This window comes from Cohnella cellulosilytica (assembly GCF_042431195.1).
GTDB lineage: Bacteria > Bacillota > Bacilli > Paenibacillales > Paenibacillaceae > Cohnella > Cohnella cellulosilytica.
Window position 1 is genome coordinate 158,385 of sequence record NZ_JBHMDN010000004.1, and the last position, 13,548, is coordinate 171,932.

At 58.6% G+C, this 13,548-nt stretch carries 13 protein-coding genes; all 13 read right to left on the bottom strand.

Annotated elements, in window-relative coordinates; genetic code table 11:
- Positions 1–68: 68 nt before the first annotated feature.
- On the bottom strand, positions 69–413 hold the full coding sequence (rplS, locus tag ACFFT4_RS01530; RefSeq protein WP_378044492.1) for a 50S ribosomal protein L19: 345 nt from the start codon (positions 411–413) through the stop codon (positions 69–71).
- A 173-nt stretch (positions 414–586) separates the two neighbouring features.
- Positions 587–1,363: a tRNA (guanosine(37)-N1)-methyltransferase TrmD gene (gene trmD, locus ACFFT4_RS01535; RefSeq protein ID WP_378044494.1), complete on the bottom strand. Its 777-nt coding sequence runs from the start codon at positions 1,361–1,363 to the stop codon at positions 587–589.
- Position 1,364: 1 nt separating this feature from the next.
- Complete coding sequence (rimM, locus tag ACFFT4_RS01540) at positions 1,365–1,886, bottom strand: ribosome maturation factor RimM (protein ID WP_378044496.1); 522 nt, start codon at positions 1,884–1,886, stop codon at positions 1,365–1,367.
- Positions 1,887–2,085: 199 nt separating this feature from the next.
- Positions 2,086–2,319, bottom strand: a complete 234-nt coding sequence (locus ACFFT4_RS01545; RefSeq protein ID WP_378044497.1) for a KH domain-containing protein — start codon at positions 2,317–2,319, stop codon at positions 2,086–2,088.
- A 121-nt stretch (positions 2,320–2,440) separates the two neighbouring features.
- Positions 2,441–2,713, bottom strand: coding sequence for a 30S ribosomal protein S16 (gene rpsP, locus ACFFT4_RS01550; protein ID WP_094050759.1), 273 nt, complete (start codon positions 2,711–2,713; stop codon positions 2,441–2,443).
- A 48-nt stretch (positions 2,714–2,761) separates the two neighbouring features.
- Positions 2,762–4,144, bottom strand: coding sequence for a signal recognition particle protein (gene ffh, locus ACFFT4_RS01555; RefSeq protein WP_378044498.1), 1,383 nt, complete (start codon positions 4,142–4,144; stop codon positions 2,762–2,764).
- Positions 4,145–4,212: 68 nt separating this feature from the next.
- Entirely contained in the window at positions 4,213–4,563 is a 351-nt protein-coding gene (ylxM, locus tag ACFFT4_RS01560; protein ID WP_378044499.1) for a YlxM family DNA-binding protein, read from the bottom strand.
- A gap of 189 nt (positions 4,564–4,752) precedes the next feature.
- Positions 4,753–5,799, bottom strand: coding sequence for a CBM20 domain-containing protein (locus tag ACFFT4_RS01565; RefSeq protein WP_378044500.1), 1,047 nt, complete (start codon positions 5,797–5,799; stop codon positions 4,753–4,755).
- Positions 5,800–5,872: 73 nt separating this feature from the next.
- The gene (ftsY, locus tag ACFFT4_RS01570) at positions 5,873–6,880 is read right to left on the bottom strand and encodes a signal recognition particle-docking protein FtsY (RefSeq protein ID WP_378044502.1); all 1,008 of its coding nucleotides are present in this window, start codon (positions 6,878–6,880) and stop codon (positions 5,873–5,875) included.
- Positions 6,881–7,527: 647 nt separating this feature from the next.
- Positions 7,528–11,097 carry a chromosome segregation protein SMC gene (gene smc / locus ACFFT4_RS01575; protein WP_378044504.1) on the bottom strand — a complete coding sequence of 1,190 codons (3,570 nt, stop codon included), beginning with the start codon at positions 11,095–11,097 and terminating at the stop codon, positions 7,528–7,530.
- Positions 11,098–11,127: 30 nt separating this feature from the next.
- Positions 11,128–11,829, bottom strand: coding sequence for a ribonuclease III (rnc, locus tag ACFFT4_RS01580; RefSeq protein WP_378044506.1), 702 nt, complete (start codon positions 11,827–11,829; stop codon positions 11,128–11,130).
- A gap of 110 nt (positions 11,830–11,939) precedes the next feature.
- A complete protein-coding gene (gene fabF / locus ACFFT4_RS01585) occupies positions 11,940–13,181 on the bottom strand; it encodes a beta-ketoacyl-ACP synthase II (RefSeq protein WP_378044507.1) in 1,242 nt (413 codons plus the stop codon).
- A gap of 100 nt (positions 13,182–13,281) precedes the next feature.
- Entirely contained in the window at positions 13,282–13,515 is a 234-nt protein-coding gene (locus ACFFT4_RS01590) for an acyl carrier protein (protein ID WP_094050752.1), read from the bottom strand.
- Positions 13,516–13,548 lie beyond the last annotated feature (33 nt).

Here is a 13,548-nt window from a genome sequence, read left to right on the forward strand (position 1 = left end):
CCTCTAGTTTTCTGGTATACATGCAAAAAGGAGGACTTGAACGTCGCCAAGCCCTCCTCTGTCGTCCATTATCGAATTTCTTTAATACGTGCTGCCTTACCGCGCAGGCTGCGCAGGTAGTACAGTTTCGCGCGGCGAACTTTACCGCGGCGAGCCACTTCGATTTTCTCAAGACGCGGGGAATGCACCGGGAAGGCACGTTCTACGCCTACGCCATACGAGATTTTGCGAACCGTGAAGGTTTCGCTGATTCCGCCGCCGCGGCGTTTGATAACAACGCCTTCGAACAGCTGAACGCGCTCGCGGGAACCCTCGACGACTTTCACATAAACTTTCAACGTATCGCCCGGACGAAAGCTTGGAACGTCCTTGCGCAGTTGCTCTTGCGTGATCGCTTGAATCAGATTGCTCATTGGGTGTTCACTCCTTCCCTAACAGACGTTCGTACCCCGCTCCCCGAATGTCTGGCATACGGATCTTGGCGTGCAGAGGACCGTCCTACTTCGCTTCATGTTGTCCGCTCAATGACGAGCAATGACAAAACAACATTTGAAATTCTATCATATTTCCGCCCAAAATACAACTGCTACCGCGATTCTTTTGCCGAATTTTCCCGTTCCGTCCGCAAGCCGTCCAGCCACGCCCGTTCTTCCCCGGTCAGCTCCGCTCGTTCCAGCAGCTCGGGGCGGCGCGCGAGCGTCCGCTCAAGCGATTGCCGGCGGCGCCACTTCTCGATCTCGGCGTGGTGGCCGGAGAGCAGGGCGTCCGGCACCTTCCAGCCTCTGAATTCCGCCGGCCGGGTGTAGTGCGGGTACTCGAGCAAGCCGTCGCTGAACGAATCGGCGACCGCCGACTGCTCGTTGCCGAGCGTGCCGGGCAGCAGCCGCACGACAGCGTCCGTGACGACCATCGCGGGCAGCTCCCCGCCGGTCAGCACGTAATCCCCGACCGACAGCTCGTCCGTCACCAGATATTCGCGAATGCGCTCGTCGTAGCCTTCGTAATGGCCGCAGATGAAGATCAAGTGCTCTTCCGCGGCCAGCTCCCGCGCGATCTCTTGAGAGAAAGGCCGGCCCTGCGGACACATTAAAATAATTCTCGGCGATCGTTCTCCCGCTTCGCTCCCCGCGCGACCCTCGAGCAAATGCTCGACGGCGCCGAAGATCGGCTCGGCCTTCAGCACCATCCCGCCGCCTCCGCCGTACGGCGTATCGTCGACCGTGTTATGCTTATTGTTGGCAAAATCGCGGAAATTAAGCGTGTTCAACGAGACGATCCCTTTGTCCTGCGCCTTGCCCAGAATGCTCGAGCCGAATACGCCCGCGAACATTTCGGGGAACAGCGTCAATACGTCAATCCGCATGCTAGAGCAGCCCTTCCATCAGGCGCACCTTGATTTTGCGCGCGCCGATATCGACGTCAAGCACGACGTCGTCGATGACCGGCAGCAGCAGCTCCTTGCCTTTGGGCATTTTCACGACCCAGATGTCGTTCGCTCCGGGGGACAGCACATCGGAGATCGCGCCGAGCAGTTCGCCCTCTTCCGTGTATACCTCGCAGCCGACGATATCACGGACGTAATATTCCCCTTCCTGCAGCGGCACGCGGTTATCCTCGGACACTTTAAGCTCCCAGCCCTTGTACTTCTCCGCCTCGTTGATGTCGTCGAAGCCTTTGATTTTCACGACGTACATCTTCTTCTGCTCGCGCGCCGAGACGATCTCGACCGTAACCGGGTCTCCGGATTCCGGCGGAATCATCAGCAGCTTGCTTCCCGCCTTGAACCGCACCTCCGGAAAATCCGTCTGCGGCCATACCTTGAGTTCTCCTCTGATCCCGTGCGTGTTTACAATTTTTCCGACGTTAAGCAACCGGCCTTCCGACATGCAACTAGCTCCTTCCATTCTGCGCCAAAACTCTTATTTCCTATCATATAGCATCGGCGCCCGCATGCGCAAACGCGACAAAGCCGAAGGGCTGTCAGCCCCCCGCACGTCGGCGAGACCCGAACAAACGCCGTCATTCCCCGCCGTTTTCATGCAAAAAGCCGCACCATGCTGACGCACGATGCGGCCTCCTAGCCTATTATTCCGAGACAATATCCACGATGACGCGCTTCCGCTCCTTGACGGAGGCGGAAGAGACTACTGTGCGCAGCGCCTTGGCGATGCGCCCCTGCTTGCCGATTACTTTGCCGACATCGTCGGGATGCACGGAAAGCTCGTACACCAGGCCTCTCGCGTCTTCCCTGACCTGAATCTGCACGTCTTCCGGATGATCCACAAGCGCTCGGGCGATAACCCGAATCAATTGTTCCATGGCTCAACCCTCCGGTTAGAGACTGCATTGAAATCAAGTATCGCTCATTTCGCCGCAGCTCCTTGGAGACTGCATCGAAATCAAGTATCGTTAATTTCACCGCAGCTCCTTAGTGACAGGATTACTTCTGGAGCTTGGATTCGTGGAACTTCTTCAAAACGCCGGCTTTGCTGAGCAGGTTGCGAACGGTATCGGAAGCTTGCGCGCCGTTTTGCAGCCATTTCAACGCTTTTTCCTCGTCGATCTGTACTTGAGCCGGTTGAGCGACCGGGTTGTACACGCCGATTTCTTCAATAAAACGACCATCGCGCGGGGAACGGGAATCCGATACGACTACGCGATAGAACGGGGCTTTGTGAGCGCCGATCCGTTTCAAACGAATGCGAACTGCCATGTGACTTTCACCTCCTTGACAAGAGTGGGAATAGAGAATCCTGTTCGATTAGAACGGGAATTTCATATTTTTGCCTTTGCCGCCGAACATGCCCTTGAGCGCCTTCATGCCGCCCTTCGGACCTTTCGGACCCATCATGCCGGAAAACTGCTTCATCATCTTCTTCATGTCCTCGAACTGCCGGAGCAGCCGGTTAACGTCGGCCAGCGTCGTGCCGCTGCCCGCGGCGATCCGCTTGCGGCGGCTGTAGTTGATGATGTCCGGCTTGCGCTTCTCCGCCTTCGTCATCGACTTGGCGATCGCTTCCGTGCGGGCGATCTGCTTCTCGTCGATCTTGAAGTTCGGATTGTTCTTGACCTTGTTCATGCCCGGGAGCATGTCGAGCAATTGATCGAGCGGCCCCAGCTTGCGAACCTGCTCCATCTGCTCGAGGAAATCGTCGAAGGTGAACTCGGCGGTGCGCATCTTGCGCTCCATCTCGGCCGCCTTCTCCTGATCCATATTCTCCTGCGCCTTCTCGATCAGCGACAGCATATCGCCCATGCCGAGAATCCGCGAAGCCATCCGGTCCGGGTGGAACGCTTCGAGCTGGTCGATTTTCTCGCCCGTGGAGGCGAACTTGATCGGGCAGCCGGTGACGGCTTTGACCGACAGCGCGGCGCCGCCGCGCGTGTCGCCGTCGAGCTTCGTCAGCACGACGCCGGTCAGCGCGAGCTGCTCGTGGAAGCTCTTGGCCACGTTGACCGCTTCCTGTCCGGTCATCGCGTCGACGACGAGCAGAACCTCGTCCGGCTTGACCGCGGCGTGGATATCCTTGATCTCCTGCATCAGCTGCTCGTCGATCTGGAGACGGCCCGCCGTATCGATCAGGACGTAATCGTTGCCCTGCTCCTTCGCCTGCTGCACGCCTTGCCTGGCGATCTCGACGGGGCTTACCTTGTCCCCAAGCGCGAACACCGGAGCGCCGATCTGGCCGCCGAGCACCTCGAGCTGCTTGATCGCCGCCGGACGATAGATGTCGCCCGCGACGAGCAGCGGCTTATGGTTCTGGGACTGCAGCAGCTTGGCCAGCTTGCCGGTCAGCGTCGTTTTGCCCGCGCCCTGCAAACCGGCCATCAGAATGACCGTCGGAGGCTTGCTCGCCTTCGCCAGCTTCTCCTGGGTGCCGCCCATCAGCTCGGTCAATTCCTTGTTGACGATATCGATGATCACCATCGCGGGCGTGAAGCTCTTCTCCACTTCCTGGCCGGTCGCGCGCTCCTTCACCTTGGCGATGAAGTCTTTGACGACCTTGAAGTTTACGTCCGCCTCGAGCAGAGCCAGACGCACCTCGCGCATCGCTTCGTTGACGTCGTCCTCCGAAACTTTGCCGCGGCCTTTCAGCTTCCCGAATACGTTCTGCAGCCGGGTTGTCAATCCTTCGAATGCCATCTTCCCATCCCTCCTTCGGAACGGTTATTGTTCATCTTCTGCCCGGGGGCCGCCGCACGGCGAAGCCGTCATTCCGCGCTTCTCAGCAAAGCGGCTGTACGGGCGAGCGGTTGGCGCCATTCCGCCGGCAAACCGGCGATCTGCTCCTCCAGCAGCTCGATTCCCGCATTCAGCCGGCTGTGCCTCGCCGCGAGTCCGAGCTTCGCTTCGTACTCCTCCAGCACCTGCTCCGCCCGCTTCAAGTGCTCGTACACCGCTTGGCGGCTGATCCGGAAATCCGCGGCGATCTCGCCCAGTGTATAGTCATCGTGAAAATAACATTTCAGGAACGTCTGCTGCTTGTCGGTTAACAAAGGTCCGTAAAAATCAAACAACGCATTGATTCGGTTCGTCTTCTCGAGCGCATTCTCCCCGTTCACAATGGCTGCTCCCCCTTATTCCCCTGCGACGCGATGCGAATTCCGACGTTCGTCTCGTCCCCGCATCTCCGCGCTTGCGGCGTCAAGGAAAAACACTTTACACCAATCACATTGCCTATCATACCGAAAAGAAAATAGGATGTCAAGGTGAATACCTTAACAGAATGCGCAAGCTGCTATTCATGATTATTATCCTTGATTCACATGCATCGACAACCACTTCAATAAATACGGTCGATCATTGTTTGCAGGAATTTCATACCACTCCGAACATAGGAAATATTCTTCAGAATTGATCTTGAGGGGTTCGGCATAATACCGATCAGGCCTGTCCGTCTGCGTTGAGGATTTTTTTAGCAAAAGCGGGTATTGAATGTCAAAGGTTTCCTTAGAATATGGCTTTGTTTGCATGTTCGCTATTTCTTCTTCCGACAGCTTGCTCTCTTGAAGTATTTTTCTCAAAACGGTTCTTACGATAACGCCAATCTTCATTTCGTCGAGTCCTTCTAAGTTCTCAACTGCTATACTCTCATGCTCGGGAGAAATCTTTCTTGAGACTGAACTCCGTCGCGGAAACGTTTGTTTAGATTGATTTGTTGCAAACAAGTTGTACATCTGCAAACTTCGCATAAACAGTTCCGACGTATCCGCAATATCCCCAAGAATATTTAATACGGGTTCAAGTATTCTCTCACTGAACTCTTCATTAGCGATAATTCGTACATTAAAGTTGAGTCCCGATTGCGCCAATACAAAGTTAATATCCCCAACACAGCTTTGCAGAGCCTGGGCAACCGAAGGGTTAATCTTAGGCGACGCAAAAATGATTGTTCCATAATTGATTTCAAAGTAACCAGAGATGCACATAGCGGTTCTTAAACATTTCTTCACTACTCTCGCTATCGTTTCGTCCTGTGATGCCCCATAATTCAGTCCTGCTTCGTGAAAAGCAACGTCAATAGCATAAATGTAACTCTGATTATTTTCATAATGTATACCTAACACATCTACTTCAGCTTGCCCAATTAACTGACTGAGAGACTTTGTTCCTTTATAGAGGTCGTATCCGTACTTTTGAGAAAACAGATTGCTCGAGACTTGCATTAATTGTCCAAGATTGTCTGTATTTTTTAGCTCCCATTTGCTTGAAGCTTTCCAATTGGTTTGCACAATTTGACATTCCTTAATGTGCCTGAGCCAGGATAAAAGCAGAGATTCGCCTACTTCAATCTTCATTCTCATTATCCCCCTATAAATAAAAAGCGTGTATCTCCGTAAGAAGGTACACGCTTCCCAGCCGAACTTCCGACTACTGCGATTCGTTTTCGCCTTCCGTCTCCTCAGTTCCCGCCATGCCCGCGAACAGGGCGTGGACAAACTGGTCGGCGTCGAATTCCTGCAGGTCGTCCATCTGCTCGCCCAGGCCGACGAACTTGACCGGCAGCTTCAGCTCGTTGCGGATCGCGATGACGATGCCGCCCTTCGCGGTGCCGTCCAGCTTCGTCAGCACGAGGCCGGTCACGCCGCTCTTCTCGCCGAACAGCTTCGCCTGCTGCAGCGCGTTCTGCCCCGTCGTGCCGTCCAGCACCAGCAGCGTCTCGTGAGGAGCGCTCGGAATTTCCCGCTGAATGACGCGGTGAATCTTCGCCAGCTCCTCCATCAGATTGTGCTTGTTCTGCAGACGTCCGGCCGTGTCGCAAATCAGTACGTCGACGTTGCGCCGCTTCGCTTCCTGCACCGCGTCGAACATGACCGCCGCCGGGTCCGCGCCCGAATCCTGCTTAACGACGTCTACTCCAACGCGTTGGCCCCACACTTCGAGCTGCTCGATCGCGCCGGCGCGGAACGTATCGCCGGCAGCCAGCAGCACGTTTTTGCCCTGCTGCTTGTAGCGCCAGGCGAGCTTGCCGATCGTCGTCGTTTTGCCGACGCCGTTAACGCCGACGAACAGAATGACCGTAATTCCGTTCGGATTTTCCTTCATCCCGACGTCGTCGCCCGAGCCCTTCAGCATCTCCACAAGCTTCTCGGACAAAATCGGCTGCAGCTCGGACGGCTCCTCGATCTTCCGCTTCTTCACCTCGTCGCGCAGCTCGTCGATCAGCGTCATAACCGTATTCACGCCGACGTCGGCGCCGATCAGAATTTCTTCGAGCTCCTCGAAAAATTCCTCGTCGATCTTTTTCCGACGGCTGAACAGCTCGCCGACCCTGCCCACGAGCGCGTCCCGCGTCTTGGCCAGACCGTCGCGGAATTTGCTTGTCACCGCCTCCGTCTTGGAAGCGATGCTCTCCTTTAACCTCTTAAAAAAACTCATTCTCGTTCCTCCAACCCTGTCGCGTTTGCTCAGCGTCCCGGCCGCGGGCGACCCCTCGGACCGTCCGGCAACACGCCATTCATCTTCTCGGGCTTCCGCTATTGCTGCCTATCCCCGACACCACCGCTAACGGTCTACCAGACCGCTATTTCACGCCATCGAGCCCTCCAGCCACCTTTAACGGTCCACCAGACCGCTATTTCACGCCATCGGACCCTCCGACCACTTTTAACGGTCTACCGGACCGCTATTTCACGCCATCGGACTCTCCTGACACTTTTAACGGTCCACCGGACCGTTATTTCCCGTCATCGGACCCTCCGACCACTTTTAACGGTCCACCGGACCGCTATTTCCCGCTATCGGGCCCTCCGACCACCTTTAACGGTCCACCGGACTGCTATTTCCTGCCATCGGGCCCTCCTGACACTTTTAACGATCTACCGGACCGTTATTTTCCGCCATCGAGCCCTCCGACCACCTTTAACGGTCCACCGGACCGTTATTTCCAGCCAGCGGGCCCCCCAGCCACCTTTAACGGTCCACCAGACCGCTATTTCCCGCCATCGGACTCTCTAGCCACCTTTAACGGTCCACCGGACCGTTAAGCCTGCCGCCGCCCAAAATTCATCCTATGCTAGAGGCAGTTAAGCCGTCGCGATCATATCGTCCGTCTCTTCCAGACGGACCGATACGAGCTTCGACACGCCGCCCTCCTCCATCGTCACCCCGTACAGCACGTCGGCTTCCTCCATCGTGCCTTTGCGGTGCGTCACGACGATAAACTGCGTCGAGTCCGAAAACTCGCGCATGTACTGCGCGTAACGGGCCACGTTCGCCTCGTCCAGCGCCGCCTCGACTTCATCCAGCACGCAGAACGGCACCGGCTTGACGTGCAGGATCGCGAACAGCAGCGCGATCGCGGTCAGCGCCCGCTCGCCCCCTGACAGAAGCTGCAGGTTCGTCAGCTTCTTGCCCGGAGGCTGCGCCACGATGTCGATGCCGGTATCCAGCGGCTTGTCCGGCTCGGCCATGAGCAGATCCGCCCGGCCGCCGCCGAACATCCTCGCGAACACGACGACAAAATGCTTGCGAATCTCCTCGAACGTCGAGCGGAAACGCTTGGACATCTCCTCGTCCATCTCGCGGATAATGCCGTGCAGCTTCGTCTTCGCCTCGATCAGGTCGTTCTCCTGAGCCGACAGGAAGTCGAAGCGCTCCGATACGCGCTTGAACTCCTCGATCGCGCCGAGGTTCACGTCTCCGAGCGACGAAATTTTGCGCTTCATGTCGCGCACCTCGTTCTGCGTACTCGCGACGTCTTCCGGAACCGGATAGCGCTCCTTTGCCAGCTCGAAGCCGATCTCGTACTCCTCGGTCAGCTTGCGCAGCAGGTTGTCCAATTCCACGTCCATCCGGTTGACGGCGATCTCCGCCTGGCGCAGGTTCTCGTCGACGCTGCGCAGCTTCGCCCGCTGATCCTTCGTCTCGCCTTCCTTGCGTTCCAGCTCCCGCTGCTTCTCGGCGCGATCGGCCCGCTTGAACTCGAGGCTCTCGGTCAGCTGCTTCTTGCGAATGCGCAGCTCGTTAAGCTTCTCCCGCTGCTCGACCGATTCCTGCAGCGTCCGCTCGGCCTCCGCTTCGTTCTGTTCGAGCGATTCCTTAAGCTGCTTGAGCTCGCCGGTCAGACGGCCGAGGTCGGATCTGTGGCGGCCCAGCTGCTCGTCCAGCGACGCGCGGTCCTGCTCCATCCGCGCGATCGCGACCTTGAGCTCGGTCAGCGCCGCCTGCAGCTCTTCCTTCGCGGACGCGCTCTTGCGGCGAAGCTCCTCCGCCTCGCGAATCCGCTCCTGAATGCGCCCTTCCTCCGCGGTCAGATCGGCCAGCCGCTTCTCGGCCTGCTCCTTGCTCTCGGCCAGCACCCCGGCTTCGACGGCGAAAGCCGCCTTCTCGCCTTCCGTAGCCGAACGCTGCTCCTCCAGCTGCCGCTCCTCCTGCTCGAGCTGCGCGCTCTCGGCGGAAACCTGCTGCTCTCTCAGCCGCTCCCGCTCGCCCTGACCCCGGAGCTGCTCGATATTTTGCGCGACCTGCGCCAGTTCTTTCTTCAGGTCGTCGACCGACGCCCGCGCGTTCTCGCGCGTCTTCTCCGCCTCGGCAATCTCGCGCTCCAGCTCCTCGAGCTGGCGCTGACGCCCTAGCAGATTGGCCGATTTCTTCTGCAAGCTCCCCCCTGTCATCGAACCGCCGGCGTTGACGACGTCTCCGTCGCGCGTAACGACGCGGTAGCGATACTGCAGCCTTGACGCGATACGGTTCGCCTGCTCCAGCGTCTCCGAGATCAGCACGTTGCCGAGCAGGCTGCCCACAATCGACGCGTACTTCGGCTCGAAGCCGACCAGCTCGGCGGCGACGCCGATCAAACCCTCGGCCTGCTCCAGCGTCCGCCGGTCGCCATCCGAGATGGACCGCGGACGGATGACGTCGAGCGGCAGGAATGTCGCCCGGCCGGATTGGCGCTGCTTCAAATGGGCGATCGCCGCCCGCGAACACTTCTCGTCCTCCATAACGATATGCTGAAGCGCCGCGCCAAGCGCGGTTTCGATCGCCGTCTCCAGATGGCCCGGCACGCTGACCAGCTCGGCGACGGCGCCGTGCACGCCGTGCAGCGAGCCGCGCTTCGACGCCTTCAGCACCTCGCGCACGCCGTGCTGGAAGCCATCGTAGTCGTTTTGCAGCTCCTTGATCGTATCGCGCCGCGAGACGAGCGCTTCCCTGCGCTGCTCGTGCCGCCGCACCGACGCCTGCGCTTCCTCCAGCTTGCGCTGCAGCTCCGAAGAGCGGGCCCCCTCGGCCACATAGCGGTCGCGCACCTCGTGCAGCGCCCGCGTCACCTCTTCGAGCTTCGCCTCCAGCTGCGTCCGCTTCGTTCCCAGCGCCTCCAGCTGCTCGCGCCATTTCGCTTCCTCTTCCGCAATTCGCGCCATCCGCCGCTCCAGCACCTCGCGCTGGCCTTCGCCGTAGCGGATGTCGTTGCGCGCCTGCGCCATCGCGTTCAGCGTATCGAACAGCTCCGCCTTCAGCCGCTCCTCGACCTCGGTGCTGCCGTCGGCCAACGCCAGCCGGTCCTCTTCCTCCGCCAGCCTGGCGAGCGAAGCGGCGAGTTCCGCTTCAAGCGTGCCGCGCTTCGCGTGCAGCGCCTGGACTTCCTCCGTCGACAAGGCGAAGCGCTCCTCCGCCCCGGCGAGCGATTGCCGCAGCCCGTCGCGGGTGCGCTCCAGATGAATGCGTCGCTCGTTCAGCAGCTCGACATGGCCTTCGGTTTTCTCCGTATCTTCACTGCAGCGCAGCAGCTCGTCCTGCAGCTTCTCCAGCAGCTCCTCCAGCTGGACAAGTGTCTGCCGCTCCTCCTCAAGCAAGGCGTCGTGCTTGCTCACGAAGGTGGAGAGGCCCGTCTGCTCCTCGCGCAGCGCGTTCAGCCGTTCGCTCGTCTGCGTCCAGGACGCGTGCACGCCCTCGATCTGGTGGACGTACAGGGCGATTTCTTTATTTTTCAATTCTTCTTTCAGCGTTTTGTACGTTTCGGCCTTCGCCGCCTGATCTCTAAGCGGTTCGATCTGGCCGTTCAGCTCGCTGACAAGGTCGTGAATCCGCAGCAGGTTGCTCTCGGTGTCCTCCAGCTTCTTCTGGGCTTCCTTCTTCCGGCTTTTGTATTTCACAATGCCCGAGGCTTCCTCGAAAATGCCGCGGCGATCCTCCGAGCGCGTACTCAAAATTTCTTCGATCCGGCCTTGCCCGATAATCGAATACGCTTCCCGGCCGATCCCCGTATCCATGAACAGCTCGGTAATATCCTTCAGCCGGCAGGGCTGCTTGTTGATCAGATACTCGCTCTCTCCGTTGCGGTGAACGCGGCGCGTAACCGTCACTTCGCTGAAATCCAGCGGCAGCGCCTTGTCCGCGTTGTCGAGAGTAAGCGACACTTCCCCGAAGTTAACCGCCTTGCGGGAGTCGCTGCCCGCGAAAATAATATCCTGCATGTTGCCGCCCCGCAGCGACTTCGCGCTCTGCTCGCCGAGCACCCAGCGGATGCCGTCGGAGATGTTGCTCTTGCCGCTGCCGTTCGGACCGACAACGGCGGTAATGCCGCGAACGAATTCGAGTTCGGTGCGGTCCGCGAACGACTTAAACCCAGTCAGCTCGATTCTTCTCAAAAACATAAGGACAGTTGCTCCTCTCGAGTCGTTAGGTCATCTTCGATCCTGCTTCGCAAACGACGCCAGCGCCTGGGAGGCGGCCCGCTGCTCCGCTTCCTTCTTCGAACGGCCGGTCCCTCTGCCCAACTGCCGGTCGCCTACCCCGACGACAACGATAAATTCCTTGTCGTGGGCGGGGCCTCTCTCCTCGACGATGCGGTAGTCGAGAGCGCCCATGGACAGCTGTTGGACCTTCTCTTGAAGCTCCGTTTTGTAGTCCTTTAGCGGAGCCTGGCCGTTCCGCGGCAGCTTAGCGAACATATGCCGCTCAAGGAACGACCGGACGGCCTCCAGCCCCTGGTCCAAATACAACGCGCCCAAAAACGCTTCGAAAGCGTCTGCCAGCAGCGAAGGCCGGGTACGTCCCCCCGTCTGCTCCTCCCCTTTGCCGAGCAGCACGACCTGCCCGAATTCGAGCGTCTCGGCAAAACGGACAAGCGACGGCTCGCAGACGATGCTCGCCCGCAGACGGGTCAATTCCCCTTCCGGAGAATCCGGATAGAGCCGATATAAATATTCGGACACGGTAAGCTGCAGCACGGCGTCTCCCAGAAATTCCAGCCTTTCGTTGTCCGGAACGCGCGCGCCCCGCTGCTCGTTCACGTAAGAAGTATGCGTAAACGCCTGCTTGAGCAGCGCCGGATTGCGAAAGTCAACCTCAATGCGCTGCTGCAATCGTTTAAATCCGTCCTTCATGAACCGTCACCTCGATTGCGCCCCATACACAACCGACGCAGACGGCTTATTCCCGCCTGCGTCGACGTTCCGCGCACTTTTTCGACTCGCATGTCTTGACTTGCTTCCGCTTATTCCGCGAATTTGCGCATAATAATTGTCGCGTTGTGTCCCCCGAAGCCGAAGGAATTGGATAACGCGATTTGAACGTCCGCGTCGCGCGGCTTGTTCGGCACGTAATCCAGATCGCATTCCGGATCGGGCTGCTCCAGGTTAATCGTCGGAGGGATGACGCCGTTCTGCAGCGTCAGGCCGAGAATAACCGCTTCCACGCCGCCCGCCGCGCCGAGCAGATGCCCGGTCATCGACTTCGTCGAGCTGACGGCCAGCTTGTAAGCGTGATCGCCGAACGTCCGCTTGATCGCCGTCGTCTCGGACTTGTCTCCCGCGCCCGTCGACGTGCCGTGCGCATTGATGTATTGCACGGACTCCGGCTCGATTCCCGCGTCCCGGATGGCCTTCTTCATGCAGCGAGCCGCTCCGTCCGGATCGGGATCGGTCATATGGTATGCGTCTCCGCTCATGCCGTAGCCGATCACTTCGGCATAGATGCGGGCGCCTCTTGCTTTCGCATGTTCGAGCGACTCCAGAATAAGCACGCCGGAGCCTTCCCCCATGACGAAGCCGTCGCGGTCGGCGTCGAACGGCCGGCTCGCTTTCTCGGGCTCGTCGTTGCGGGTGCTCATCGCCCGCATGGCGCAGAAACCCGCCATGCCGATCGGACGAATCGTCGCTTCCGCGCCGCCGCAGATCATGACGTCGGCGTCGCCGCGCTGGATCATCTTGAAGCTGTCGCCAATCGAGTGCGTCCCGGTGGCGCAGGCGGATACGGCTGCGGTGTTCGGCCCCTTCGCTCCCGTGATCATCGAGATTTGGCCGCTGGCCATATTCGCGATCATCATCGGAATGAAGAAGGGGCTGACCCGCCGCGGGCCTTTCTCCATCAGCATCGTGTGCTGGTCTTCCCAAGTGCCCAGACCGCCGATGCCGGAGCCGACGATTACGCCTACCCGTTCCGGGTCGGCATTTTCCCCGATGGCCAGTCCCGCGTCTTCGACCGCGAGCTTGCTCGCGACAACGCCGAACTGCACGAACCGGTCCATTTTCCGGGCTTCTTTCTTGTCGATATGATATAAGCCGGGGTCGAAACCCTTGATTTCTGCTGCAATCTTGGTTGTATATTCGGTCGTATCGAAAGCTTCGATCAGACTGACTCCGGATTTGCCGTCGAGCAAATTGCTCCAGAACGTAGGCAAGTCGGAGCCGAGGGACGTAACGACCCCCATTCCCGTAACAACGACACGCTGTGTCAAAACCCATTCACCTCTTCAGGCTATATCATCCGTCGCGCACGGCGCGAGGGGACGTTAGAATATGCAGAGGTCCCGTCGCAAGTACGGGACCCGTCGATCATTAGGCATGAGATTGTATGTATTTAACGACTTCTCCCACCGTTGTGATCTTCTCTGCATCCTCGTCGGAAATCTCCAAATCGAATTCGTCTTCGAGCTCCATAACGAGTTCTACAACATCCAGAGAGTCAGCGCCCAAGTCGTCTTTGAAAGATGCTTCGGGTGTTACCTCTGCCTCTTCTACACCCAGGCGTTCGATAACGATGCGTTTTACGCGATCCAGTACATCGGACATCCGGTTCACCTCCCTTAACGTATTATACGTGAA

What these genes read in the sequence shown, in the direction of transcription:
- rplS (WP_378044492.1), bottom strand. Translation starts at nt 413, where the DNA reads ATGAGCAATCTGATTCAAGCGATCACGCAAGAGCAACTGCGCAAGGAC.
- trmD (WP_378044494.1), bottom strand. Translation starts at nt 1,363, where the DNA reads ATGCGGATTGACGTATTGACGCTGTTCCCCGAAATGTTCGCGGGCGTA.
- rimM (WP_378044496.1), bottom strand. Translation starts at nt 1,886, where the DNA reads ATGTCGGAAGGCCGGTTGCTTAACGTCGGAAAAATTGTAAACACGCAC.
- ACFFT4_RS01545 (WP_378044497.1), bottom strand. Translation starts at nt 2,319, where the DNA reads ATGGAACAATTGATTCGGGTTATCGCCCGAGCGCTTGTGGATCATCCG.
- rpsP (WP_094050759.1), bottom strand. Translation starts at nt 2,713, where the DNA reads ATGGCAGTTCGCATTCGTTTGAAACGGATCGGCGCTCACAAAGCCCCG.
- ffh (WP_378044498.1), bottom strand. Translation starts at nt 4,144, where the DNA reads ATGGCATTCGAAGGATTGACAACCCGGCTGCAGAACGTATTCGGGAAG.
- ACFFT4_RS01565 (WP_378044500.1), bottom strand. Translation starts at nt 5,799, where the DNA reads ATGAAGATTGAAGTAGGCGAATCTCTGCTTTTATCCTGGCTCAGGCAC.
- ftsY (WP_378044502.1), bottom strand. Translation starts at nt 6,880, where the DNA reads ATGAGTTTTTTTAAGAGGTTAAAGGAGAGCATCGCTTCCAAGACGGAG.
- smc (WP_378044504.1), bottom strand. Translation starts at nt 11,097, where the DNA reads ATGTTTTTGAGAAGAATCGAGCTGACTGGGTTTAAGTCGTTCGCGGAC.
- rnc (WP_378044506.1), bottom strand. Translation starts at nt 11,829, where the DNA reads ATGAAGGACGGATTTAAACGATTGCAGCAGCGCATTGAGGTTGACTTT.
- ACFFT4_RS01590 (WP_094050752.1), bottom strand. Translation starts at nt 13,515, where the DNA reads ATGTCCGATGTACTGGATCGCGTAAAACGCATCGTTATCGAACGCCTG.